The organism is Mesorhizobium sp. M0698, from assembly GCF_040320455.1.
Taxonomy (GTDB): domain Bacteria; phylum Pseudomonadota; class Alphaproteobacteria; order Rhizobiales; family Rhizobiaceae; genus Mesorhizobium.
The window spans coordinates 18055-43214 of record NZ_JAMYPQ010000008.1 but is presented as its reverse complement, the minus strand read 5'-3'; the positions used below and the strand labels follow the sequence as shown (position 1 = coordinate 43214).

At 60.0% G+C, this 25160-nt stretch carries 19 protein-coding genes; 11 read left to right on the top strand and 8 right to left on the bottom strand.

All coding sequences use genetic code 11. The features are described 5' to 3' along the window. Window positions 1–67 precede the first annotated feature (67 nt). Window positions 68–1741, bottom strand: coding sequence for an ABC transporter substrate-binding protein (locus NKI16_RS17730; RefSeq protein ID WP_023675636.1), 1674 nt, complete (start codon window positions 1739–1741; stop codon window positions 68–70). Window positions 1742–2040: 299 nt separating this feature from the next. Here NKI16_RS17730 and NKI16_RS17725 point away from each other — a divergent pair, with 299 nt between their 5' ends. The 8 genes from NKI16_RS17725 (at window position 2041) to NKI16_RS17690 (ending at window position 12447) form a co-directional block, all read left to right on the top strand. After that, window positions 2041–2766: a LuxR family transcriptional regulator gene (locus tag NKI16_RS17725; RefSeq protein ID WP_245274646.1), complete on the top strand. Its 726-nt coding sequence runs from the start codon at window positions 2041–2043 to the stop codon at window positions 2764–2766. A gap of 173 nt (window positions 2767–2939) precedes the next feature. Next, complete coding sequence (locus tag NKI16_RS17720) at window positions 2940–3839, top strand: proline iminopeptidase-family hydrolase (protein ID WP_023675634.1); 900 nt, start codon at window positions 2940–2942, stop codon at window positions 3837–3839. Between the two features lie 486 nt (window positions 3840–4325). Then, window positions 4326–4574: a hypothetical protein gene (locus tag NKI16_RS17715; protein ID WP_156937305.1), complete on the top strand. Its 249-nt coding sequence runs from the start codon at window positions 4326–4328 to the stop codon at window positions 4572–4574. Window positions 4575–4827: 253 nt separating this feature from the next. Next, entirely contained in the window at window positions 4828–7566 is a 2739-nt protein-coding gene (locus tag NKI16_RS17710) for a non-ribosomal peptide synthetase (RefSeq protein ID WP_023675632.1), read from the top strand. Continuing rightward, window positions 7563–8546, top strand: a complete 984-nt coding sequence (gene nadE / locus NKI16_RS17705) for an NAD(+) synthase (RefSeq protein WP_023675631.1) — start codon at window positions 7563–7565, stop codon at window positions 8544–8546. The genes NKI16_RS17710 and nadE overlap by 4 nt, the downstream gene beginning before the upstream one ends. Before the next feature lie 3 nt (window positions 8547–8549). After that, complete coding sequence (asnB, locus tag NKI16_RS17700; protein ID WP_023675630.1) at window positions 8550–10571, top strand: asparagine synthase (glutamine-hydrolyzing); 2022 nt, start codon at window positions 8550–8552, stop codon at window positions 10569–10571. Then, window positions 10568–12124, top strand: a complete 1557-nt coding sequence (locus NKI16_RS17695) for a class I adenylate-forming enzyme family protein (protein ID WP_023675629.1) — start codon at window positions 10568–10570, stop codon at window positions 12122–12124. The genes asnB and NKI16_RS17695 overlap by 4 nt, the downstream gene beginning before the upstream one ends. Before the next feature lie 56 nt (window positions 12125–12180). Continuing rightward, entirely contained in the window at window positions 12181–12447 is a 267-nt protein-coding gene (locus tag NKI16_RS17690) for an acyl carrier protein (RefSeq protein ID WP_023675628.1), read from the top strand. Window positions 12448–12546: 99 nt separating this feature from the next. On the opposite strand, the gene NKI16_RS17685 is transcribed toward NKI16_RS17690, so the two are convergent. Beyond that, window positions 12547–13239: a N5-glutamine methyltransferase family protein gene (locus NKI16_RS17685; RefSeq protein WP_023675627.1), complete on the bottom strand. Its 693-nt coding sequence runs from the start codon at window positions 13237–13239 to the stop codon at window positions 12547–12549. A 407-nt stretch (window positions 13240–13646) separates the two neighbouring features. Between NKI16_RS17685 and NKI16_RS17680 the strand changes: the two genes are divergently transcribed. Together NKI16_RS17680 and NKI16_RS17675 are read left to right on the top strand one after the other, a co-directional pair. Continuing rightward, window positions 13647–15398, top strand: a complete 1752-nt coding sequence (locus NKI16_RS17680) for a type I secretion system permease/ATPase (protein ID WP_031211441.1) — start codon at window positions 13647–13649, stop codon at window positions 15396–15398. Window positions 15399–15637: 239 nt separating this feature from the next. Further along, entirely contained in the window at window positions 15638–16936 is a 1299-nt protein-coding gene (locus NKI16_RS17675; protein ID WP_245274645.1) for an HlyD family type I secretion periplasmic adaptor subunit, read from the top strand. A 24-nt stretch (window positions 16937–16960) separates the two neighbouring features. Here NKI16_RS17675 and NKI16_RS17670 read toward each other — a convergent pair whose 3' ends face one another. The 5 genes from NKI16_RS17670 to NKI16_RS17650 all read right to left on the bottom strand — a co-directional run bounded on the left by NKI16_RS17670 (window position 16961) and on the right by NKI16_RS17650 (window position 21961). Further along, window positions 16961–18223, bottom strand: coding sequence for a polysaccharide biosynthesis/export family protein (locus NKI16_RS17670; RefSeq protein WP_023675623.1), 1263 nt, complete (start codon window positions 18221–18223; stop codon window positions 16961–16963). An 81-nt stretch (window positions 18224–18304) separates the two neighbouring features. Then, a complete protein-coding gene (locus NKI16_RS17665) occupies window positions 18305–19309 on the bottom strand; it encodes an SDR family NAD(P)-dependent oxidoreductase (protein ID WP_023675622.1) in 1005 nt (334 codons plus the stop codon). Between the two features lie 74 nt (window positions 19310–19383). Then, window positions 19384–20058: a sugar transferase gene (locus tag NKI16_RS17660; RefSeq protein WP_023675621.1), complete on the bottom strand. Its 675-nt coding sequence runs from the start codon at window positions 20056–20058 to the stop codon at window positions 19384–19386. Next, entirely contained in the window at window positions 20055–21191 is a 1137-nt protein-coding gene (locus NKI16_RS17655) for a DegT/DnrJ/EryC1/StrS family aminotransferase (protein ID WP_023675620.1), read from the bottom strand. The genes NKI16_RS17660 and NKI16_RS17655 overlap by 4 nt, the downstream gene beginning before the upstream one ends. Window positions 21192–21238: 47 nt before the next feature. Continuing rightward, window positions 21239–21961 (bottom strand): nucleotidyltransferase family protein, encoded by a 723-nt coding sequence (locus NKI16_RS17650; RefSeq protein ID WP_023675619.1) that lies wholly within the window; start codon window positions 21959–21961, stop codon window positions 21239–21241. Window positions 21962–22472: 511 nt separating this feature from the next. Between NKI16_RS17650 and NKI16_RS17645 the strand changes: the two genes are divergently transcribed. Further along, window positions 22473–23150: a LuxR C-terminal-related transcriptional regulator gene (locus NKI16_RS17645; protein WP_023675618.1), complete on the top strand. Its 678-nt coding sequence runs from the start codon at window positions 22473–22475 to the stop codon at window positions 23148–23150. Window positions 23151–23333: 183 nt separating this feature from the next. Here the strand turns inward: NKI16_RS17645 and NKI16_RS17640 are convergent, their stop codons facing one another. Further along, window positions 23334–25073 carry a PAS domain S-box protein gene (locus NKI16_RS17640; protein WP_023675617.1) on the bottom strand — a complete coding sequence of 580 codons (1740 nt, stop codon included), beginning with the start codon at window positions 25071–25073 and terminating at the stop codon, window positions 23334–23336. Window positions 25074–25160: the final 87 nt, after the last annotated feature.

Below are 25160 nucleotides of genomic sequence, written 5' to 3'. Positions count from 1 at the left end.
GCTGATCCGCCGGAAAAGGAAATGCGACGGAGAGCCAGCGGCACTCCGTCGCATTGGCTCCGGTCGGCTATTCCACCCAGGACTGGCTGACAATCCAGTAGAATTGCGGGCTGAAGGTGAAGTTCTTCAGCCTGGAAGAGATCACATCGACGCGCTTTGGCGTGAACAGGACAGCGACCGGAGCCTTGTCCGTCACAGCCTTGTCGATGGCGGTCCAGAGTGTCGCGCCCTTGGCCGGATCGGCGATGGTGGCTGCCTCTGCCTCGTCCATCGATGCGTCGATCGACTTGTCGCAGAACCCCGAAATATTGACCGAGGCGTCGGAGCCCGGCGTAAACGAGGCACAGCTGAACAAGACCTGCAGGAAATTCGATGGCGCCGGGTAATCCTGGAACCATTGCGAGATCGAAATCTGCACCTTGTTATTGGTGTTCTGGATGTAGGTGAACTGTATGTTCTGCGAGATCGGCTTGACCGACGTCTTGTAGCCAAGCTGGTTGAGCACATCCTGCAGGTAGACGCCGATCGCCTTGGAGACCGTGGTGTCCTCGGTGATGATCGTCACCTCCTGACCTGCGGTTCCCGATTCCGCGACCAATTGCTTGGCCTTGTCCATATCCGGCGCCGACCACTTCTCACCTGGATTGGCGGTGAACGAGCAATAGGCTGCGAATGACGGGAAGCCCGGCGGCAGGATCTGACAGGCCGGCTGCGCCAGATTGCTGCCGCCGAACAGCTTGACGATCGCGGCGCGGTCGATCGCGAAGTTCACGGCTTGGCGAACGCGGATGTCGTTGAACGGCGCCAGATTGGTGTTCATCGGCGCATACCACATTGCCGTCAGCGGGTGAACCGTGACCTGCGCGGCATATTTGGTGCCGAGTTCGGCGAGACGGTCGGACGGCGGTGGGTCGAACATCCAGTCCGCCTGGCCATTCTCGACCGCCGTCACCGCCGCCTCGTCGGTAAGGCCGAATTCATAGTCGATCTCGTCCGGATATCCGGCCGGCTGCGCTTCCTTGCTCCATTCCTTGAAGTGAGGATTGCGCACAATCTTCATTAGCTTGTTGGGGTCGTAGCTGGCGATCATGTACGGTCCGGTACCCGGGATCGGATCGGTGCCGGCGTCCTTCAGCGGCGCGCTCGCCGGCAGGATCGACGCGTGTGGAACGGCCAGCTTCTGCAGGAACTCGGCATCCGGCTGGACCAGGTTGAAGGTAATGCTTCCGGCCGCATCGTCGACCGACAGGCCACCTTCGAGGGTGCATGCAGCGGGGGCCTTCAAGCACGCATCCGCGCCGACGATGCCTTTGTAGAAGGTCCCGGCCGTCGGCCCGCTGATCTTGAAAATGCGTTGGAACGAAGCCACCACGTCCTTCGTGGTGACATCCGAGCCATCCGCGAATTTGATGCCCTTGCGCAGCTTGAAGACGTAGGTCTTGCCGCCGTTCTCGACCTGCGGGAGGCTTTCCGCCAGGTCCGCGACGACTTCGAAGCCAGTCTTGTCCCCGGCCTTCTTGTAGGTCACCAGGCCATCGTAGAGGACATAATTGATCTGGAAATACTGCAGCGTGTAGTTGATGTGCGGATCGGCGGTGCCTGCCGCGGCATTGGCCAGCAGTCGGAGTGTGCCGCCTGGCTTGCCCTCGGTGGCCAAGGCACTGCTTGCCGGCGACATCATGATCACGCCGAGCAGAGCCAGGCAGGGTATCAACGCTGCAAATGCTTTTTGGGGTCGCATATTTATTCCCTCATGGAGGCGTGTCGGCTTTTGCCGCGCTGAACCCGATCGATCGACCATTGCGCGGCTGAAACAGTCTGGGTTTGCGAACGGTGTCCGCTACTTGGCCCAATCACAAAAGACTACGGCGAGCGAAGCCGGACGGGATAGCTATTAAGATAGATAGGGTCGGACAGGCTTATCCCCGCCTATTTGTTGAGCAGCCGGCCGACATGGCTATTTGACAAGCAATCATCAGCGGGTAAGCTTGCCCGATGCAAAGCCTTCCAGGCGATCTAGAGAGCCGGTTCCAAACCGGAATGAGCATCGACGCTGCCATGGCGGTGGCAACGGAGGTGCTGGAGCCCATCGGTTTCACCGCATTCATCTACGACTATACGCCCGTGCCGGTCAGTCACAAGGGCGAGCTTATCACGCCCTCGTTGATGGCTCTGCGCAACGTGCCGCGCGACATGCAGGATCTCTGGTGCAAGGGCGGATATTATCAGCTTGACCCGGTGCAGGAGGCCGCGCTCACCGTATCGAGACCGTTTCTCTGGTCGCACAGCGGCGTTCAGAGCACCGTCATGCAGCGCGTGCTCCAGTCCAAGCACGATCCTGTGGTCAGCTATTTGCTTGACACCAGGATGACCTGCGGCGTCACCGTACCCATTCGCCTTGCCGGCGGCGATCTCGCCACCTTCACCGCGATCCGTGCCGACCCGGAGGCCGGGTTCGAGCTCGAAGCCAGACCCTTGATCGCCGAGATCGGAGATCTGGGTCATCTGCTGCATGACTCCGCCTACGCCGGTTTCGACGCCGGAATCCGCACCTGCCAACATGTCCATCTGACGTCACGCGAACGTCAGTGCCTGCGCCTGGCCGCTGCCGGACTGACGGCCAAGCAGGTCGCGCGTGAGATTGGCCGCGCGGTGCCTACCGCAACGCTGCACCTCAACGCGGCGACGCGAAAGCTTGGCGCGCGCAACCGCTTCCATGCCATCGCGCTCGCCGCCCATTACCGGCTGCTCGAACCGGAGCATTGAGGCTCGCGACCTGCGGGGGATCGGCCTTGCCTCGGGCAAACCCATAACCGGCGAACCTATAAAAAGTGCTAGCTGTAAATGCGCTGGGCCGCTTAGTACCGTCGGTCGCAAACAAGGCTTGGGAGGGGTGCACCAAAGTGGCTCCTGCCGCGCCATGATGCGGAGCTTGGACTGTGACGGCACATGCGATCACCGAAGGATTTAGCGACTACAAGGGCTATCGCACCTGGTACCGTGTGACCGGGGACCTCGGGTCGGGCAAGCTGCCCCTGGTCGTCGCTCATGGTGGACCGGGCTGCACCCACGACTATGTGGACTCATTCAAGGAGCTTGCCGGAACCGGGCGAGCCGTCATCCACTACGATCAGATCGGCAACGGCAAATCGACCCATCTGCCGGACAAGGGCGGCGACTTCTGGACCGTCGATTTCTTCCTGGGCGAACTCGATGCGTTGCTCGCCCATCTCAGCATTGCCGGCCATTATGCCCTGCTCGGCCAGTCCTGGGGCGGCATACTCTCGGCCGAGCACGCCGTGCGCCGCCCTGAGGGGCTCAAGGCATTGATCCTGGCCAATTCGCTGGCCTCGATGGCGCTGTGGGTGGAAGGAGCCCGGCAATTGCGCACCGAGTTGCCAGCCGATGTGCAAAGTGCGCTCGACCGGCACGAAGCGGCGGGAACCACCGATCACCCCGAATATGTTGCGGCGACGAAGGCTTTCTACGACCGTCATGTCTGTCGCGTCGTTCCGATGCCGCCAGAGGTCGCCCGGACATTTGCGGCAATCGAGGAAGATCCGACCGTCTATCACACCATGAACGGTCCCAATGAGTTCCACGTCATCGGCACGATGCGGAATTGGACCATCGTCGACCGCCTGCATCGGATCGAGGCGCCGACCCTGGTTTTCCGCGGCTTCTACGACGAAGCGACCGAGGCCTGCGTCCAGCCCTTTCTGGATCTTATCCCGTACGTTGAAGGCCTGGTCTTCCCGAATTCCAGCCACATGCCGCATGTGGAGGAAAAGTACGACTGCCTCAGCGCCGTCGGGCGCTTCCTGGCCAAATACGATTGACGTTCCAGCGCCAGGTCTTCTGTTCCAACGGATCGTCGACACGACGCAGTCGTCGTGAGGCAGGTTCAGAAAACCTCGAACCGTCCCATTTCTCTGCCGACGCACATTGCTATGCCTCGGTGATGGCGACGCCACGCTATGTGGATGTCCCGCAAAGGCCTGCAGGGTCGTCCGATGAGGCCAAATCACGGGCAGAATGCCAGATCACGGACAGCATAAAGGAGCCCATTCGAGCGCCTTTTCCATTGCCCGCGGAGGCAGGGGCCTAACGTTGCGGCGCAGATTGGCATGTCGCCGGCATGGCCGCAATCAGCCTGCCCTCCCCTGAACTGGCATCCCGTCGCTGAAAAACCTGACGGATACGGAGGACCAAGTTGCCGGTGGGTACGGAAAGTATCGGACCCAAAGTTTCGCCAAGCAGTTGCAACCGAATTCATTAGCCGGCGTTAAAGTGCGGGTGATCTAGCGGGGCATGGGGAGGCTTTCATGCAGACGTATCTCGTCGAGCGTATGGACGGCGACGATGTTATCTCGGTGCGCGTTGTCAACGCGCCGAGTCCGTTCAGAGCCGCAGCTATGATGACGGGCGGGCGTATTACCTTCCGAACGTGGGAAAAGGATTGGATCCGCGTGACCGACGAAAATCGGGGACAGATCTATGCCTATTGTTTCGTCCCCGGCAGCTATTCCGACACCGAAGCATCGCCGGTGTCGTCCGGAAGAACCACCGAATAGGCAATATGCCTGAATAGCGGCAATTCCATCTTCGACCCCACCTTGGTCTTCGAGCCCGCCTTGGCATGTGTCCGTGTCATGCGCACCACAACAGCCAGCGAGCCCGGCATGATTGGCTCGGCCGGCGGCTTGCGAAACAGGCGAAGTGACTAACCAAGCGCCCTTGAGGGAAGATCAGGGCATCATCAGAATGATCGATGAAAAGATTGGGGCGGGGGGCGATAAGTGACCCTAATCTTAGCGTAGGCAACTCATGTCTTCGGCATATTTGGGATCAGAAGTCGCGGATCAGGATCTAGCGGTGGATTGTCAGACAACGACCTCCGATAATTGGTCCAGTGTCCCACAATACGCACTGGATCAGGGTGGTCCCGTACTGCGCCCATTTCAAAGATTGGGCGTCGATTTTACCAACATTGCGGCCTTCGATCACCTGAGAAATGTCGTCCGCCAGTACCCCGACAAGCTTGCAATCAGCGACGGCGCCAATCGTCTGACCTATTCCCAGCTCCTCCGGTCAGTCGAGACGCTGTCCCACCAGATCGCGGCGACCGTCCCAGACGGACAGGCGATAGGGATTCTTCAGGCCAACTCGGCCTGGTATCCCATTGCCATGCTGGCAAGCATGACGGCTGGGCGGCCTTCGGTGCCACTCAACGCGCGAGATCCTAGCTCGCGTATCCTTGAAATCGTGGCCGGGGCGCGGCTCTCAGCTGTCCTGGGCGAGGGCAATGTCCGACCCGATGGATTGCCCCACCTGGTCAGTTGGATCGATGTGTCGACCAGTGCGGCCTCGCAGGCTGGGCAAGTGCCTCGTTCTTATTCCGTCTCGGTCGATGCGCCCGCCATCGTGCTTTATACGTCAGGGAGTACGGGCCGGCCCAAAGGCATCGTTAACAGCCAGCGCAGCTTGCTGTGCCGGGTCCAGCAATATGTCGATGCGTGCCACATCAACTCGGATGATGTTTTCCTGCCATTGACCGGACCCGCCACAATCGCCGGGTGCCGGGAGATTCTTGCTGCTCTTCTCACCGGCGCCACCTTGCATCTGGTCGAAGTCGAAGCGGTCGGCCTGCGCGCCGTTCAACGCCTGGTGCGATCCGAAGACGTGACAATCACCTATCTGGTGCCGGCACTGCTTCGCGCGCTTATGGCAGACGGACCTGCAGAAGCGTTCCATTCACTCAGAGTCGCCCGGATCGGTGGCGAGAAGGTGCCCTGGACCGACATCGCCCTGCTGCGCAAGGCCGTCTCCGATACGTGCCTTATCCAGATCGGTTACTCGTCAACCGAGACCACCGGCTCGCAATGGTTCCTGCCGCGAGACTGGCCAGAGCATGGAGATTCGGTTCCAGTTGGCTGGCTGCTGCCTGGAATCACCTTCGCAATTGTCGACGAAGCGGGCCGCCGCGTTCAACCGGGCCGCAGCGGAGAGCTTCTGATCAGGAGCCCGTATGTCTTGCTTGGCCATTGGGAGGACGGGGCGGTTGTGCCGGCAACATCAGACCCGCACGATCCAGGCCTTCGGATTTTCGCGACAGGTGACCTCGTTCGACTTGATGATCAAGGCCTACTGCACATCGTCGGTCGCAAGGGGCGCCAGGTAAAAATCAACGGTCGACGCGTCGAGCCAGCCGAACTCGAACGGGTGCTGCGTTGTGCACCCTCTGTCGCGGATGCCGTGGCAATCGTGACGGCCGCGAATGAGCTTGTCGCCTTTGCTGTTCCTCGGCGCTCGGCCGAAGCGACCTTTTCGGACGAGCTTCGCCAGCTTGTCAGGACCAATCTGCCGCCGCCGCTGCGTCCCTTGCGGTTGCACACGATCGCCGAGATTCCGCGTCTGCCGAGCGGCAAAGTCGACATCACGACACTTGCAGAGATGGATCTTTCAGCCAGAGAGACAGCGGCGACCGCGCGTCCGCTCGAGCCGCGAGGCAAGCTGACCGCGCAGCAGGTTGTCCAGCGGGCATGGACCAGCATTCTCAATACGCGCGTGGCGGCAGGACGCTGGGATGACGCCGGAGGAGATTCGCTGAAGCTGCTGCACTGCGTCATGGAAATCGAAAGCGCCATCGGGCAGGAACTCGGCCTTGAGGCCTTCACCGTCGGGATGAGCCTGGAGCAAATGGTCAAGGCGGTCGTGTCCGCCCAGGCAGGCGATCAAAGCGCGCGCGCCCAGAAGCACGACCCTCCCATTCTTTTTCTGTTCCCGGGGTCCGTCGGCTATGGCCCGAGCCTTGCAGCCTTTGCAGCAGCGATGGGCAAGGTGACCCGCGTTGCCCCGATCAGGTATCCGGCCCTGGCTATGATACTGCGCGGACAAGACAGCCTCGCCGATATGGCCGACGCCGCCGTCGACCAGATCCGCCGCGCCCAACCCTCGGGCCATGTACGACTTCTCGGCCATTCGCTCGGCGGCGCTGTTGCCTTCGAAGTTGCGGCGCGGCTGCTGGCAGCGGGGCGAACCGTAAAGTTCCTCGGCATCCTCGACACCAGCCTCGTCGGGGAGCGAAGCGCCCGCTGGGAGACGTTTACGCGCACATTCAATCGAATCCGAACCAACCGCGTGTCCGCTTACCGGATGGCATGCCGCGCCCTCGCGAAAGTCGCCGTGGCAATGAAGCGCGAGGCACAACTGGTCCAGTTTCTCGACCGCTTCGCTCAAGGACAGTTCAACGCGACGAGCTTTAGAACCAAACTGGAACTGCAAGAGGTTTTGCGCGCGCAAGCCTTCTTCCAGTGGGTGGCCGAGCCAAAGCCGGCTCTGCCGATCACAGGCACCCTGTTCCGCTGTGCTCGACCCGGAATGCCTCTGGCAATCGGCTGGGATAGCGTCTTCGCCCATCTGGACGTGATTCCGATCGTCGGCAGCCACATCGATCTGGTTGTAGAGCCTCACCTTACCACCAATCGTCCCCTTATCGAGAAAGCGGTGGCGAAAACCTATTCGCCAATCGAGTCTCGCAAACTGGAGTACAAGCCATCGACCTGATCTCAACATTCGGCAAAGACGCCCTGGTGCTCGACGCTGGCGCGGAAGTCGATCGCATCGTCCAGATCTTGCGCCAGCAGGTCCTCGGCACGCTGCGACGTCGAGGGGTGGTTGTCGGCCTCTCAGGCGGCATCGACAGCTCCGTCGTTGCGGCGTTGTGTGTTCGCGCCTTTGGGAAAGGCAAGGTCCTCGGGATATTCATGCCGGAGCGCCATTCCTCCGGCGACTCACTGAGGCTCGGCCGCATTGTCGCCGCACACCTTGGTATCGAAACGATCCTGGAGGATATAACGCCGGCCCTGGAAGCGATCGGCGCCTATAGACGGCAGACCGAAGCAATCCAGACCGTCGTTCCCGAATATGGGGACGGCTGGAAATGCAAGCTGGTGCTCGCCTCGGTTCTCGAGAGCAACGGTCTCAACATCACGCGCCTCACGGTTCAGGACCCCGAGGGCAGGACCGACACGGTGCGCCTGCCGTCGGCAGCCTATCTGCAGATCGTCGCTGCAACCAACTACAAGCAGCGCCTGCGCAAGATGACCGAATACTACCATGCCGACCGCCTCAACTACGCGGTAGCGGGCACGCCGAACCGCCTGGAGTACGACCAGGGCTTCTTCGTCAAGCAGGGCGACGGAATTGCCGACCTGATGCCAATCGTCCACCTCTACAAGACCCAGGTCTACCAGTTGGCCGAATATCTTGGGGTGGAGGAAGAGGTCCGGCGCAGACCGCCCACCACAGACACCTTCTCGATGGCGCAGAGTCAGGAGGAGTTCTACTTCGCGCTTCCTTATTATCTGATGGATCTGTGCCTCTACGGCTTGAACCATGGGATCGCCGACGAAGACGTCGCCGAGGCAACCGGCCTCACCGTGATGCAGGTCCAGAAGGTTTTCAAGGATATCGACAGCAAGCGGCGCGCCGCACGTTATCTTCACGCGCGGCCGTTGGTGTCCTCTTCAATGGGCGAGGGCTAGGCGATGTGCGGCATCGCCGGAATTGTGTCGCTGAGCGCCGCAGCGGCGCCCCCTTCCCGCGATGCGCTGATACGCATGGCGGGCGCGCTGGCGCATCGCGGCCCGGACGAACGCGGCCTTTACCGGGACAGACGTGCGGGATTGGCGCATGCCCGCCTGTCCGTCATCGATCTCGCAAGCGGCCAGCAGCCACTCGCCGGCGCGGGCGACACAATGTGGATCGTCTTCAACGGCGAAATCTTCAATTACGTCGAGCTGCGACAAGACCTGGTCGCGCTCGGTTATCGCTTTCGCACACGCAGCGACACCGAGGTCATCGTCCATGCCTATCATGCCTGGGGCGAGGCCGCCTTCGAGCGAATGAATGGGCAGTGGGCAGTCGCCATCTGGGACTCCGTGGCAGGTCGTCTCGTCTTGTCGCGGGATCGGTTCGGCATCTGCCCGCTGCACTTTTGCGAGCATGGCGGACGGCTTTACTTCGCCAGCGAGGTGAAGGCCATTTTCGCGGCCGATGCGGATATACCCCGCGCCTTCGATCCAGCCGGCATCGATCAGACTTTCACACTCTGGACTGTCGCGCCGCCACAAGGCGTGTTTGGAGGAGTAAGCGAACTCACGCCGGGGCATGTCCGCATTTATGACAGCGGCGTCGTCCGGGAGCGGGCTTTTTGGAAGCCTGACTATCCAGAGGTTGACGGACCCGGCGATGATGAATTCACCGGCTCGCTTGATGACGCGGTGGAGGAAGTGCGCAGCGCCCTGGAAGCCGCGACGGCGCTCAGGATAGTACGCGCCGACGTGCCGGTCGGCTGCTATTTGTCCGGCGGGCTCGACAGCTCGCTGGTCGCCACGCTGGGGAGACGCTTCGCGGGCGAGCGCTTCCAGACTTTCTCGCTGCGTTTTGCCGACGCCGAGTATGATGAGACGCATTTCCAGCGCCTGGTTGCCGGCGTGGCCGGCAGTGACCATCATGAGGTGGTTGTTTCGCGCAGCGATATCGCTGGCATCTTCCCTGAGGTGATCTACCACACCGAGCGGCCAATCCTCAGGACCGCGCCGGCGCCGCTGTTCCTGCTCTCGAGACTGGTGCGCCAGCACGGCATCAAGGTCGTGCTGACCGGCGAAGGGGCCGACGAAATGTTCGCCGGCTACGATTTGTTCCGCGAGGGCAAGGTCCGCCGCTTCTGGGGACGCCAGCCCGCCTCGACGCGACGCTCGCGGCTGCTGGAGCGCCTCTATCCCTATCTCAGCCGCTCGCCGGTGCAGCAGCAGGCGATGGCACGCCAGTTCTTCGGGCGCGACATCCACGCCTGTGACGCGCCTGGTTTTGCGCATGGCACGCGCTGGCGTACCACAAGCGCCATCAAGCGGCTGTTTTCGGCAGACATGCGCGCCCAAACGGAGCGCCGCAACGCCGTGTCCGAGCTGCTTGCCCGCCTGCCGCCGGAGTTTTCGCGATGGGGCTCTCTTGCGCAGGACCAGTATATAGAGATTCAGACGCTGATGTCGGGATACCTGCTTTCCTCACAAGGGGACAGAATGCTGATGGCTCATTCCGTCGAGGGGCGCTTCCCGTTCCTCGATCATGAACTCGTGAGACTCGCGAATTCGCTTCCTGCCGCCTACAAGCTGCGCGTGCTCGATGAAAAGCATGTGCTGAAGCGCGTAGCGCAACCGATCGTGCCGTCGGAAATCGTCACCCGCAAGAAGCAGCCTTACCGGGCCCCCAACGCGCTCTGCTTTGTCGCAGATGGCGCTCCGGCCTACATTCGCGAAGCACTTTCGGAGGCGGCGCTGCGCGAAGCGAACGTCTTCGATCCCAAGTCGGTTACCCGGCTCCTGAACAAGTGCCAGGCCAGCGCCGGCGACGGCGACCTGTCCAACTCCGACAATATGGCGCTTGTCGGGGTGCTGTCGACGCAGCTTCTTCATCGGCAATTTATCGCGAGCCTTCCAAGTGGGGCTCGCACGCTCAAGCTCAGCATCGATATCGACCGCGAACACCGCGAAGAGGTGCTCGCATGATGCATGGCGCCGTACCGCTCCTGCATGACTATCTCACCCACTCTGCCAGCCGGCTCGGCGAGAAGGTGGCCCTGGTGTGCGGCAATCAACGTGTCACTTATGGCGATCTCGATATGCGTTCGAACGCCATAGCGCACCATTTGACCGATGCCGGAATTGCGCGTGGCGATCGCGTGGTGGTCTTCGCCGACAACACTGTCGAGGCCGTCATTGCGTTCTGGGCGGTGCTCAAGGCCAACGCCGTGGTGTGCATCGTCAATCCGCTCACCAAAAGCGACAAGCTTGATTATCTGCTCAACGATTGCCGCCCGACGGCACTGATCACCGACAAACACCTGCACTCGATTTTCAGGGAGCCGGCGCGGAATTGCCCATCGTTGCGCCGCATGATCGTCTCCGGGCCGATCGAACACAGCGACCTGCAAGAATTGCCGCATGCTGTGCGCTGGGACGCCGCGGTCGCGGCAGCCCGCAGCACGCCGCCCTCGCGCCGCTGCATCGACATCGATCTCGCTGCGATCATTTATACATCCGGCTCGACGGGCGAGCCCAAGGGGGTGATGCTGACACATCGAAACATGATCGCCGCGTGCGCCTCGATTTCCTCATACCTGGCGCTTGCCGAAGACGAGGTGATCCTCAATGTCCTGCCGCTCGCCTTCGACTACGGTCTTTACCAGATGATCATGGCATTCGGCGCGGGCGCCCGGCTGGTGCTTGAGCGCTCGTTCGCCTTCCCGGCGCAGATCCTTGGGCTGATCAAGCAAGAAAGGGTGACGGGTTTTCCCGGCGTACCGACCATCTTCGCCGCACTCGGGGAGCTCAGGTCTCTCAGGGATCAGGATTTTTCGAGTATTCGCTACGTCACGAACACTGCGGCCGCCCTGCCGCTCAAGCACATTCTCCTGCTGCAGGAGCTGTTTTCTGGCGCCCGCATCTATTCGATGTACGGCCTTACCGAATGCAAGCGCTGCACCTACCTGCCGCCGGAGGATCTGGAGCGAAAGCCGTCGAGCGTCGGGATCGCCATCCCCAATACGGAAATGTGGATTGTCGACGAGCATGACAGGCGGGTCGGCCCCGGCATCGTTGGTCAGCTCGTCATCCGCGGAGCGACGGTGATGAAGGGCTATTGGGGCAAGCCGGAGGCGACAGCCAGGAAGCTCAAGCCTGGCCCGCTGCCGGGTGAGCAGGTCCTATACACCGGCGACTACTGCCGGATGGACGCCGAGGGCTATCTCTACTTCGTCGGTCGCGGCGACGAGATCATAAAATCGCGCGGAGAGAAGATAGCGCCGAAGGAGGTGGAAAACGTGTTGATGAACATTGCGGGCGTACGGGAAGCCGCGGTCATCGGCGTTCCGGACGAGCTGCTCGGGCAAGCAGTGAAGGCATTTGTCGTGATGGAGCACGGAAGCATGATCGGTGAAAAGCAGTTGCAGAAAGAGTGCCAGAGACGGCTGGAAAACTTCATGGTTCCGAAGTCCATCGTCATCGTACCCAGTCTGCCGATGACCGACACGGGTAAGCTCAAAAAAACGGCCCTGTCATGAGTCGGTACCAGGGCGAAGTTGATCAGCATTCATCTTTTGTACCGGAGGCGAAATCAATGTTATCTACCAAGGATAGAACCGATACCTGCAGCGAACAAATTCGCGCTTTCCTGGCTTCGAATTTCTATATAGCCGATCCCGAGAGCCTGGAGAGCGACACCTCGCTACTCGACCAGGGCATCGTGGACTCGACGGGTGTGCTCGAGGTTATCGGCTTCATCGAGGAGACCTTCGGCATCACGGTCGAAGACAGCGAGCTGCTGCCGGAGAATCTCGATTCCATCGAGGGAATTGCGCAATACGTCATGCGCAAGAGAAACTGACGCAAGAGAAACTGATCGCCGAAATCTCGCGCAACTCTGTTTCAACTTCCCGGCCGTTTCTAGCCGCGACAGCGCGTCTACCTGCCGCGGCTGCGATGCTTACGCCTGCGCCCTCGTATGTCCCACAACCACCCTGCCCTCACCGGCCTGGTTGGTGACTGCCCGGATACTCGAATAGGCCTTGGAACGCTCGAGCAAACTCATGACCTGCCGGTCCTGGCCAAGCCCCACCTCGAAAAGCAGGATGCCTCCGCGCCGCAAATAGCGCGGCGCCTCCTTGAGCACCCGCATGTGGATGCTCAGGCCGTAGGGGCCGGCTGCGAATGCTTCACGCGGCTCGAGCTCGACCAGATGCGAACGGTCGCCCTCGAGCCGTTTTTCCGAAATGTAGGGCGGGTTGCAAACGATCACGTCGATCGTGCCATCGAGCTCCAAGCCTGAGAAGGCGCTGAACAAGTCGCCCTGAAGCACCGTTACCCGGTCCTCGATTTCAAGATGGGTGACGTTGCGGCGCGCGACCTCCACGCATCCGTCGGTAAGATCGCTTGCCCACACGCGCGCGGTGGGAGCGTGGTGCGCGATGGCGCACGCCAGATTGCCCGCCCCACAGCACATGTCGACAACGCGAGGCACCGGCAGGTTCAGTTGGCTCAGGACATCGAGAGCGGCCTTGCCGAGCAGTTCCGTTTCCGGCCGAGGAACAAGCGCACCGGGCGAGACCAGCAACTGCAATCCCATGAAGGTGCTGCGCCCCCTGCCGTAGGCATCGGCAACATTGATCTCTTCGCTCACGACACTCGCCTCCCCGATTTAGCCGGCGTTGGTGGCCGACAATTGCGTACCGATGAAGTGTATCTCAAAACCGTTTAACTCTCGATCGACAAAATCAAAACCGATCCCTCCCCAGACGCTTTGAAGCCTTGATGCTACAAAGATGACCATAAGCTTCTGCGCCGTGTCATGATTAGGAATATCTCCTTACTCGACCCGGTTATCCCCAGCCTAGCGAGCCGGTTGCCGAATTCTCAGCCTGGCGTCACGATTTTGCTACATTTTAATCAAAGAAGGCACGTATGTAAGCAATTCGTAATGTTTCCAGCAGCGGGGCGGGGCTGCTGCTTCCCGGAAGGTTAAAGTTTGTCCCTCATCGAAAGAATCGACGAGATTGCGCGGCAATTTCGCGTCAACGAGCGCACATCATGAAGTCGACCAAAGGGCGCTCGCTCGATCTCCGCTCCGCAATGTTCGGCTGTGTGCACGGCCTCGTCGGCGTAGGCATTTTCTCGGCATTGATAAATATCCTCGCCTTGACCGGCTCCGTCTACATGCTCCAGGTCTATGACCGCGTGCTGCCTTCGCAGAGCGTGCCGACTCTTGTCGGATTTACAGTCGGGATGCTGGGACTTTACGCGGCCTATGGGCTCCTCGATTTCGTGAGGCTTCGCCTGTTGGTCCGCATCGGCAGCCGCCTGCATAGAAATCTGCAGCAAAAAGCGTTCGCAGCCTCGCTTTCCCTGCCCCTCGTCGCCGGGCCGGATGCGAACCGGGTACACCCGCTTCGTGATCTGGACCAGCTACGTGGCTTTCTTTCCGGGCTCGGGCCGACAGTCTTATTCGACGCTCCCTGGATACCATTTTATATGGTGGTCATCTATCTGCTGCACCCCGCGCTTGGCGTGCTGGCAACGCTCGGCGCATGTGCCGTTGTGTTTTTGACGGTGGTTGCCGAGATCATCGGCCGCAAACCTGCGGCTCGTGCATCTGAGACACTCGTAGCGCAGCGGCTTCTGGCCGACTCCGGCCGCCGCAACGCAGAGGTTGTTCAGGCGATGGGCCTTTCCGCCCCGCTTAGCCGGCGCTGGAACGAGGTCAGTCATCTTTATCTGAAGAACCAGGAACGGCTCTCCGACGTCGTCGGCGCAGCAAGCTCACTGTCGAAGACGCTCCGAATGGCCCTGCAATCATGTGTGCTAGGGCTTGGTGCCTACCTTGTGATCGGCGGCGAGGCCTCGCCTGGCGTGATCATTGCATCGTCCATATTGCTGGGCCGCTCGCTGGCGCCGGTCGATGTGGCGATCGCAAACTGGAGAGGGTTTCTGGCAACCCGCAAAAGCTATACCGAGCTGGCGGCAGCCCTGGATGCTTTTGATAGCCAGCAAGAGCCAATGGAACTGCCCGGCCCGAAGGCTGAGCTTGCGGTCGAGGAATTGACCGTCGCGCCACCAAGCCTGCAGAAGCCCACCATCTTCAATGTAAGCTTCCGCTTGGCGAGAGGCGCAGGGTTGGCGGTCGTCGGCCCGAGCGGCTCCGGCAAGACCACGCTCGTGCGCGCTTTGGTCGGGGCATGGAAGCCGCTTCGTGGCACGGTAAGATTGGACGGCGCCTCGCTCGATCAGTGGAATTCAGAACTGCTCGGCATTCATATTGGCTACCTTCCGCAGGACGTTGAGCTGTTCGACGGGACGATCGCTGACAACATTTCGAGGTTCGGCGGCAAAAGCGACGCAAAAGGCGTGCTGGCAGCTGCCAAGGCTGCGGGCGTGGACAAGATGATCATGCGTCTTCCGCAGGGTTTTCAAACACGCATCGGAGAAGGCGGCGCGGCCCTTTCGGCTGGGCAGAGGCAGCTCGTCGGGCTTGCCAGGGCACTTTACGGCGATCCATTCCTCGTCGTTCTTGACGAACCAAATTCCAATCTGGATGCAGACGGTGATGCTGCTTTGGCCGGCGCAATCCTGGCAGTGCGTCAGCGCGGCGGTATCGTGATCGTCGTTGCGCATCGCCCCTCCGCTCTCGTCAACATCGATCAGGTACTCGTCCTGTCGAACGGGATGCTCCATTCGTTCGGCTCGCGCGAAGACGTTCTGGCAAATGTGGTCCGGCCCTTCCCGCGCCCGGACAAGCCAAACATTGTCGTTCCGCTGCAGCACGGTGCAAGCGGGCATGCGTGAGGTATTGCTTAGTGTCTAACGTGACCATGTCGTCATATGCTGCGGTTGGCGGCGAAGGCCCGCCGACCGGGCAGAAGCCGCAGCCGGATGGGATTCAAGCCAATCTACCCCGGGGTACTCTGGTCCGGAGCCTAGCAGCACATTGTCGTTCCGCCGCACAAGCGTGCAGCCGGGCATATGCGAGGTATCGCTCTGCTGTTGCCGTGTCATACGTCGCAGCCGGTGGCGAAGGCCGTTCGTTGGAGACGAAGCCAGAGCCGGATGGCATCCGGGCCAATCTGCTCTTGGGCCTGGCAACCAGCTTGCTGTTGATCTTTGGCGGAGGGCTCTGGTTGGGATTGACCAAGATTGCCGGCGCGGTGATTGCGCCCGCAACCGTGGTGGTCGAAAGCAACATTAAAAAAGTCCAGCATCAAACCGGCGGCACCATCGGCGGAATCTTCGCGCAGGACGGCGATCATGTGAAGGCCGGCGATGTGTTGGTCAGGCTGGACAACACATTGACCCGAGCAAACCTGCAGATAATCACCGAGGACCTCAATCGCGCCACCATTCGTCTGGCCCGACTGGAGGCCGAGCGCCAGGGTCTGCCGGAAATGCAGATCCCGCCCGACCTTCGCGCTCAAATGGGCGACCCGCAAGTGGTGGCACTTGTCAGTGGCGAGCGTGCCTTGTTTGAAAGCCGTGCTGCGGCGCTGGCTGGCCAGAAGGCACAATTACAAAGCCGCGCGAAGCAGCTGGAACGTCAGATCGATGGCCTCAAATCGCAGCAGTCTGCAACGGACGAGTCTCTGGATCTGCTGACCAAGAACCTTGCGGATGTCGAATCTCTCTACGCAAAGAAGTTGGTGTCCAAGGAGAGGTTGAGCAATGTCAGCCTGGATAAGACCCGGGCTCGCGGCGAATCGGGACGCCTTGTCGCAGCGATAGCAGAGGTACAAGCTCACATCAGTGAAACGGACCTGCAGGTGCTTCAGCTCGACGAACAAATGCGGAGCGACGTGACCAACGAACTTCGCGAAACGGAAGCCAAGCAGACCGAGCTCAGCGAGCGCCAGGTGGTGGCCGAAGACGAACTCAGCAGGACAGACATTCGTGCCCCGCAATCGGGCACAGTACAAGAATCCTCGGTCCATACCGTAGGAGGCGTGATTGGCGCAGGAGAGGTGCTCATGATGATTGTGCCCGATTCCGACAACCTTGTCGTCGACGCTTCCATTCCTCCGTCGCGTATCGATGAGATTCATCCCGGACAGCAGGTGTCGATCCGCTTTCCAGCGTTCGACGCCGGCACCACACCTGCTTGCGAAGGCTCGGTCAAGCGCGTCTCAGCGGATCTGATCAAGGATCAGCAACGCCAGCTTTCCTTTTTTTCGGCGCGCATCGACGTCGAGAATGAAGCGACGTGCCTGACAGGAGAGAAAATACTCAAACCGGGCATGCCCGCCGAAGTCCACATAAGAACCGACGAGCGCAGTGTCTGGTCCTACTTGATGAAGCCCCTTACCGACCAGTTTTCCAGGGCCTTCAGGCAGTAAAGCGGTTGCGAAACGCGGCCCGATCTATCGGGTCGCCGCATTTTCGAGAGCGCTGCTGAATCTGACCTCGATCGTGTCTCCCGGCATGACCTCGGTGTCTTCTTGGGCAAGCTGTTTTCGCCATTCTTCGCCGACCTTGCGAATGATCGTGACCTCGGCCTGGACCTTCTCGCCGGCAACCGGCAACGGCAGTGCGGCAGCTCCCGTGGGCTGCAACTTTTGGCTGGCGGCGCGAAGCCTTGCGCTGACGTCGGCAAGGCGCACGTTGGTATCCTTCAACTCGATCAGCAGACCCATCCTTCTTTGGTTGTCATTGCGTTCGTGCTGTCTGGCAAAATCGTCCTGCTGACGTCGTGCTCTCATAAGCTCAACCGACGTTTCGAGTGCCCGGCTGGAAGAGAGAACCAAAGCGCGCCGAACGTCGGCGAGCCGGTTGTTGGTGAGATTTCCGGACTCAAACGCTTTCCTTACGCGCGCCAGATCGTCTTCGTCCGCCTTCACCCCATCCGCTTCGGCCTGCTCGCGTTTGAGCAAGGTCTCGGTTTGTGCGGCGGCATCCTTGCCGCTTTTATCCAGAAAGCCCTGCTCTTGCTGGAAGTTGTCCAACGAGAGCTTCAGCCCTTCCGCTTCAGCCTGCGCGATCGCCGACGCAAAACTTGCCGGCAAGGGAGATCCTTGTGGTGGCTGCATGTCGAAAGTCGGTTTGTCCTGAAGTTCGGCGCGGATGCGGGCGCTATGAAAATAATCTCTCGTATATTCCCCCCAAAGCGACTCGTAATCGCGCCGCAGATCCACCGGATCTGGGCCAACCTGGTTTGCCCGGGACCGCAAAAGGCTGAAACCGCCTGACACGGCAATCGCCTGCCGCACGGTCATCAGCGGGCGGTAGGCCTGCTGTCCGGGAGTGAGCACGTCGCCGGTCACATAGATCGGCCTGTACTCCGCAACCACGGCGGTCACGTCTGTCGGCTTGATGACGATCATTTGCTCCCGCCCATCAGGCAGACGCTGGTGGAATATCTTGGTCGGCAAGATCGTCTGCATGCGCGTTTGCAGTTCAGCCGGAGTTAAGCCGCCCACCGAAACCATACCGACTTCGGGAAGCGCGATCGTGCCGTCCATCTGGACCACCGCACGTTGCGTTCGCTCCGGGATGGAGGCAATTCCAATCTCGACGGTGTCGCCGGCAGAAAGTCGATAGGCGACCCGCGGTTCCGCTGCAGCAGCCGTATCCATGGCAGCCAGCATGCCGAGCACGACAATAAGGATTCGATCAGCGAGGACCATGGGCGACAATCTCCTTCTGGCTCGAATCCGGCGATACCGCGGCCGCAATCAACAGCGGAGCCAATCCTCCCGGGCGAAAGCTCATGTCATGTAACCCATTTCGTGTCGCACCCGGCCTTCGCTGAGGCGCCCTTGCCACCATCCGATGGTCCGCTCCAAGCCTTCGCGCAGGCTGGTCTGGGCACGCCATCCAGTCTTGCTTTCGAGGAGCGAAGAATCGGCCAGCAAGGCACGCACCTCGGAATTCTGCGGCCGCAGGCGGCGCTCGTCCCGGTGGATTGGTTTCTTGCAGCCACTCAACTCGATCACCAGATCCAATATGTCCGAGATCGTCACAGCGCGCTGGCTTCCGGCATTGTAGGCATGGCCAAATTCGAGCTCGGCGGAACCTGCGGTCAAAAACGCCGCCGCGGTGTCTTCCACGAAAGTAAGATCGCGGATCGGGCTTGTGTCTCCCACCATGATCGCCGGGCATTTTTTGTCGAGAGCCTGGCGTATAATGGTCGGTACGATGGCCCGCTCACTCTGGCGCGGGCCGTACGTATTGAAGGGCCGCATGATGACCACGGGGATGTCGAACGATCTGGCGTAGGACTCCGCCATCATGTCCGCGCCGATCTTGGATGCCGAATATGGTGACTGTCCCTGCAACGGGTGGGATTCGCTGATAGGCATTGTCAGCGCGGTGCCGTAGACCTCGCTTGTCGAAGTGTGCACTACACGCTCCGTCTCCCATTGGCGCGCCGCTTCGAGAACGTTGACCGTGCCCAGGATGTTGGTCTCCACATAGGACTGGGCAGCGGCATACGAATACGGGATAGCTATCAGTGCGGCGAGATGAAACACGACCGCCTGGCCACGCACGATCCGGTTAAGGAACGCGCTGTCGCGAACATCGCCGCGGACGAGATTCAACTGGCGTCGTATGGTGTCGGGCAAATCGTCCAGCCAGCCGTGGCTGTCGAAGGAATTGTAGAGTGCCAGCGCGGTGACGTCGGCGCCGCTGCGGACGAGTGCTTCGGTGAGATGAGAACCGATGAACCCGTCGGCACCCGTAACCAGAACTTTCCTGCCCTTGTATGCCATGACCCAAGCGTTCCCCCTATGACGTGAGGCACTGACGTTGCAAATCCACGAGAGCGCGGATGTCCCACCTGCTCTCAAGGTCCAATCGGCGGCGGCGAAACCACGCCAAGCACCGCCAGCAAGCCGCGCACCATCCACACAACATCGGAGCCGATCGTGCGCTGCGGATAATAGGAAAGGTCGAGCCTGGCTTTGGCAGGAAACAGAACCTGGCGATAGAACAGTAGCGGGTCCACCGATCGCGGATAGAAACGGGCTTCATGCCGGAAGAGAACCTGGGCTGGACCCAGCAAGCCTGGCTTGTATTGTAAAACGTCTTCGAAGCCCCCGCGAAAACAATCGGCGAAGGCAAGGCTCTCCGGGCGTGGCCCGATGATTGCCATCTCGCCTCTGAAGACGTTCCAAAGCTGTGGCAGTTCGTCGAACTTGGTGACGGCGAGGAACCGTCCTATCGGCGTCATGCGGCTGTCATCGGCCATGGTCAGAGCCAAGCCACCGGGGTCGCATTGCACGCTGAACTTGCGGAACTTGTACATGCGGAATGGGCGAGCACCGGCCCCGACGCGGGTCTGTGTGAAGAAGATGGGCCGACCGCCTTCCAGCAGCAGCGCCACGGCAATCAGCAGCATCAGCGGGGCGAAGACGATCGCCGCGGCTGCCGCAATGACGAGATCGATTGCTCGTCTCGCAGACCCATGGGCGGCGCTCGAGACGTTAGACCGGTGAATGGCTAGGTCCAGGGCATTCATGCGGCTGTTCCTGTCTGAGCGCAATTATTGACCGCCGCGGCAAGAGCGACGACTACCGATTCGACCAATGGCGCGGTGATCTGCGGATGCAGCGGTACAGTCAGTTCGCGCTGCGCGAAATCTTCAGTGCGCGGTAAGTGAGTACCGGGAATGAGCTCACGATAGAGCGTCATCTGGTGCACCGGCGGGTAGTGGATAGTGGTTTGTATCCCTTGCCCGCGCAGTGCGTCGATGACGTCTTGCCTGTCGGCGTAACGTGGCAAAAGGATAGGCATGATGTGGTAGGCCGACGTCCGCGGCTCGTGGAACGGGATGGTCACGGCCGGGCAATGCTTCGCTATGAGACGGCGATACAGCATGACCAGGATACGCCTGATCTCATTCCACTCCTGCAGATTTTGCAGCTGGACCAGTCCGATCGCAGCCCGCAATTCATCCATGCGATAGTTGAATCCGAGCATGGTGACATCATACTGAGGGGTGCGGCTGTTCAGCCTTTGACGCGTCCCGGTGGTCATCCCATGTCCACGCGCCTGGCGGATTGTCTCGAGCAGACCGGCATCCCTGGCGATCACAGCCCCGCCTTCCGCCGTGGTCATGTTCTTGTTGCCGTAGAAGCTGAAGGCGGCTGCGGCACCAAATGTCCCCACCTCCTTCAAGCCCGGCGCATGCGCCGCGTCCTCGACGATGTGCAGCCCCCGGGCACGGGCGAGCCTCTGCCATTGTTCCCGATCGGCGAGGTAGCCGGCGAAATGAACGAGAATGATTGCCTTGGTGCGGGCCGTGCATTTCGCTTCGGCTTCTACGATCGACATCAGCGGCACGTCGGCTGACTCGATGTCGACGAAAACCGGCGTCGCACCGACATAGAGGACCGCATTTGCGGTCGCCACGAACGTCAAGGATGGCACCAGCACCTCGTCGCCCGGTCCGATGCCAAGTGCGTGCAAAATGAGATGAAGCGCTGCGGTGCAAGAACTGACCGCGACGCAATCCTCCGCATCATGAACGTCGGCAAAAGCTTGTTCGAAGGCTCGTACCTGCTCCCCCATGGTCAGCCAGCCGCTGTCGATGACCTTGGTCAAAGCAGTCTTCTCCGGCACACCCAAGATCGGGGCACTGACCAAGAGCATCACAACCTCCTAGACTGATAACTGTGGGAACCGGGCTCGTGACTTCATCATGCAGCCGTCGCAGTGACCTCGATCGAGGCCGACTGGTCTTCCCAGGAAATGGTCTGTGCGTTCTGAAAATCGTCGACGCGCCCGATATCGAGCCAGAGACCCTCATGTTTGTACACGTGCACGGTTGTGCCGTTCTGCATCATCTGCAGCATCAGGTCGTCGAACCCAAAGGGTATGCCGGATGGGATAAACTGCAGAACATCCGGGTTCATGCAGTAAATTCCCATGCTGACCAGATGCGAAAGCGTCGGCTTCTCGCGAAAGACCTGCACGGTATTGTCGACTTCGTCGATGACGCCGAAATCCATCTTGATCAGGCGACAGGCTGTTGCGATCGTCACTGGATCGGTGTGCTTACGGTGCGCTGCTACAAATCGACTGAGGCTTAGATCCGTGAGGACATCGCCATTGAGAACGATGAATGGCTCCGTCAGTTCATCCCTGATCAAAGACAGTGGCCCGATGGTGCCAAGCGGCTCCATCTCCTGCGTATATCGAATTTTCAGGTTCCACTGCGAGCCATCTCCACACACGGTGCGGATCAAGTGGCCGAGATACCCGGTTGTAATATAAACTTCCTGAATGCCGTTGCGTCGCAACCATTTCAGAAGCATCTCGAGAACCGGCCGTGCCCCGATCGGCATGAGCGGCTTCGGCAAGACCGAAGTGAAGGGGCGGAGGCGTGTTCCCATTCCTCCACATTGAATAACCGCTTTCATCCTGGTCCTCCCTTGTTCATTCGGCCTGAACGCTATCGTCACGGGCCGGCTATCCTGCCCTGGTCAGCACCCGGGAAACGCGTTCTTGTCCCCTCAGAAGAACCGGTGAGATTTCCCGTAGAAGACCGGTGAGATTTCTCCACTGTCCCCTGATCCGGACATTGCATCTGGATGGTATGTGGCCGTCAGGGTGGATGTCGTCGTGCATTCGAATGGTAACAATTCAGCCGTTTTGCTGTTCTATATCTTTAGACCTATAGCACTGCTGAACGACCGGCCGGTCTGTCAGCTGTCCAAAAGGTCAGAACGTATGTTCGACGACGTTCGGCGGGTTTCGCTCACAAGGGGCAAAAAAAGAGGAGCGTTTCCCGTCATTTAAGATTATATTAGAAATCTGGCGTTTGCGGTGTTGGGGGTGCCGCAGCGTCGGCTGGATGAATCGACGAGATGATGGCCACGACTTTCAGGCCATTACCGTTCAATCCATTCAGATAGGCGTTGGGGTAGTTCAATGTATCGAATCGTCATCGCCGACGATCACGGCTTGTATCGTCGCGGCTTGCGATTGGCACTGACCGCAGGCATTCCAGGTGTGGAGATCTTTGAAGCGTCCTGTTTCGACGCGGTGCTCAGTTTGCTGGCAGAGCAGTCGTTCGTGGATCTTGCGATCCTGGATCTGAATATGCCGGGCCTGTTCAATCAAGAAGTGCTCGGCGGGATCCTGTCTGCCTATCCGGACACGCGATTTGCGATCGTTTCCGGAAACGATTCACGCTCGGAAATACTCACGGCTCTGTCGATCGGGCTTCACGGCTACATCGTAAAATCGCAGACGGACGAAGAGGTTGTTTTGGCCGTCAATGAAATCCTCTCCGGCCGCATCTATGTTCCTGCACTTCTGTCACGCCCGGGAGCGACGCAAACAACCCACGCGCATACCCATTCCGACGACAAAGGCCCACAGAGGCGTACCGCTGGCGTCAACCTTGGCAGGCTGACTTCGAGGCAAAAGGAAGTCCTCAAGCTGATGGCGGAAGGCTATTCAAACAAGGAAATTGCGCGCGATCTGGAAATCGCAGAGGCGACCACGAAAATCCACGCTGCTGCCGTTCTGCGTGAATTGGGGGTACGCAATCGGACCGAGGCTGCCGTTATGCTGAAGACTTGGCTTTCGAGACATGCCAGCTAGAGCGCCGCGCGTCCTTTTGGACGTGCAAACGGCGTCCCAAGACTCCTCATGCATTTTACTGCATATCCCAAAGCCGCGGCGCAGCTTTGGGCCGACGACATTCTTGGAAGGAACCCTGCGCATCTCAAAGGCCGCTCAGCGCGACCCGCCTTTAGATATCTGCTTTCCGATTGGAGCACTGCACTACAATCCGATTTCCTTGCGTGACAGCCGCAGCGAATACCGCAACCCTTGGTCCGATATTTCCAGCCTGGGAGAGTGACCGACAAGCGGCGCTCCATCCACTCCGATTATCATGGAACCGAAGCCATGACGGACTACGCTTGAGGTCCTACGCCGCCCCGATTCCACCCACTCGAACACGATATCGCTGCCTGTTTCTTCAGGTGCGAACGTCCAGCTTACGTCGATCCGGCCTTTTGGATCGGCAAGCGCTCCATATTTCATGGAATTGGTGGCAAGCTCGTGAACGATCATTGCAAAACTCTCGGCGGCGCCTCCCGACATCGCCACGGAAGGACCGCTGACCGATATCGCACGTGTTCCAATATATGGGTGCAATTCTTGCGCAACGAGATCGTTTATCGCCCCCGATACGCTGCCGTTGCGTGAAAGAAGCAGATGGGTTGCCTCGAGCGCGCGTATCCGGTCGATCAGCATTTCCTTGTATTTGGCGACGTTGTTTCCGGGAACATCGACCATTTTCACGAGCGCCGTGATCACCGCGAAAACGTTGCCGAATCTGTGACGCTGTTCGAGCATGATGCGCTCCCGCTTCTTTGCCGCGGCGCGCAGCAGCGTGGTTTGTCGTCTCTCGCTCAGGTCGGCAGCCACTCCAAGCCGCTGTCCACCATCATCATGTCTTTCCTCCCTTCCGCGCAGCGCAACCCAGCGGATATGTCCGTCCGGTCGGCGGACGCGTATCTCAACATCGTAATTCGTGACCGATGGTGCGGCCTTTCTCGATGCCGCCAGCTTTGGCCAGTCCGCCGGATGAACGACAGCTGACAGCTCCTCCAAACTGCGGCTATTGGCCTGGGCCAGGCCGAGAATGTCCCAGAACGTGTCCGAGCCCGTGACTATCCCGCCTTTAAGGTCTATGCGCCACGTGGCCAAGCGTCCAGCAGACAGAGCGAGGTCCAGCCATTCCTTCTGGGCCCGAAGCGCTTCGTGAACAGCGCGTCGTTCCGAAATATCGTCGACCACCACGAAGATGCTCTCCGAGAGGCCACCCTCGGGCACGGACGAAGAAAGCGTTAGCCTGGCCCAGAATGCCGTACCGTCCTTTCGTGACAGACGCACCTCCGAAACGAACGAAGAAATGTCATTGCCCAGCCTCGCCAGCAATTGCGCCAAGGTATCCCGGTCGTTCGGATGGGCGAGCGTATCGAGCTGCAGTTGGGCAAGCTCCTCCTCCTTGTACCCGGTCATCTCACAAAGGCGTCTGTTGGACTGCAGCAACTCACCTTTCTTGTTGGTGTTCGCGAATCCCATGGCAGCACGTTCGAAGGCCCAACGATAGCGGCTTTCGGTCGCCTCGACGGCAGCGAGCCTGGCCTCCGCGACTTCCAGCAACTCACGCAAGTCCTGCCGCAGACGATGGAAGGTCATGGCAATCACGCCACCCGAAACCAGAAGCAGGATTGCGCGTGCCCAATCTCCACTTGAAATCTGATCGTGTCCTCGTGCCCACAGCCCGACAGCCACCATCAGAATGGTCGCAGCGAGCGCCGGTACGCGGTCTTCGAGATAGGCGATAATAATAATAGCCGGAATAAATTCCAGAAAACTGGCGCCTTGCCCAATATAGGCTGACGATTTTATTTCAAATATCAGTGTGGCAGCTAACACCGATGCAGAGGCAATATGAGTTAGCAATCTGCCCGACGGGTTCGAATTCGACCTGCGCGACTGCGAGCTCATGGACACAGACTACAACCTTCTGACTAGCCCGTCGAGACTAGAGCAAAAAACGTACAGCTTAGTACCACTGCCGGATTGCCATACCGC

Bases quoted from the DNA above. Each gene is read 5' to 3' on its own strand.
- NKI16_RS17730 (WP_023675636.1), bottom strand. From the start codon at position 1,741: ATGCGACCCCAAAAAGCATTTGCAGCGTTGATACCCTGCCTGGCTCTG.
- NKI16_RS17725 (WP_245274646.1), top strand. From the start codon at position 2,041: ATGAGCATCGACGCTGCCATGGCGGTGGCAACGGAGGTGCTGGAGCCC.
- NKI16_RS17715 (WP_156937305.1), top strand. From the start codon at position 4,326: ATGCAGACGTATCTCGTCGAGCGTATGGACGGCGACGATGTTATCTCG.
- NKI16_RS17710 (WP_023675632.1), top strand. From the start codon at position 4,828: ATGTCTTCGGCATATTTGGGATCAGAAGTCGCGGATCAGGATCTAGCG.
- asnB (WP_023675630.1), top strand. From the start codon at position 8,550: ATGTGCGGCATCGCCGGAATTGTGTCGCTGAGCGCCGCAGCGGCGCCC.
- NKI16_RS17695 (WP_023675629.1), top strand. From the start codon at position 10,568: ATGATGCATGGCGCCGTACCGCTCCTGCATGACTATCTCACCCACTCT.
- NKI16_RS17690 (WP_023675628.1), top strand. From the start codon at position 12,181: ATGTTATCTACCAAGGATAGAACCGATACCTGCAGCGAACAAATTCGC.
- NKI16_RS17680 (WP_031211441.1), top strand. From the start codon at position 13,647: ATGAAGTCGACCAAAGGGCGCTCGCTCGATCTCCGCTCCGCAATGTTC.
- NKI16_RS17670 (WP_023675623.1), bottom strand. From the start codon at position 18,223: ATGGTCCTCGCTGATCGAATCCTTATTGTCGTGCTCGGCATGCTGGCT.
- NKI16_RS17665 (WP_023675622.1), bottom strand. From the start codon at position 19,309: ATGGCATACAAGGGCAGGAAAGTTCTGGTTACGGGTGCCGACGGGTTC.
- NKI16_RS17660 (WP_023675621.1), bottom strand. From the start codon at position 20,058: ATGAATGCCCTGGACCTAGCCATTCACCGGTCTAACGTCTCGAGCGCC.
- NKI16_RS17655 (WP_023675620.1), bottom strand. From the start codon at position 21,191: ATGCTCTTGGTCAGTGCCCCGATCTTGGGTGTGCCGGAGAAGACTGCT.
- NKI16_RS17650 (WP_023675619.1), bottom strand. From the start codon at position 21,961: ATGAAAGCGGTTATTCAATGTGGAGGAATGGGAACACGCCTCCGCCCC.
- NKI16_RS17645 (WP_023675618.1), top strand. From the start codon at position 22,473: ATGTATCGAATCGTCATCGCCGACGATCACGGCTTGTATCGTCGCGGC.
- NKI16_RS17640 (WP_023675617.1), bottom strand. From the start codon at position 25,073: ATGAGCTCGCAGTCGCGCAGGTCGAATTCGAACCCGTCGGGCAGATTG.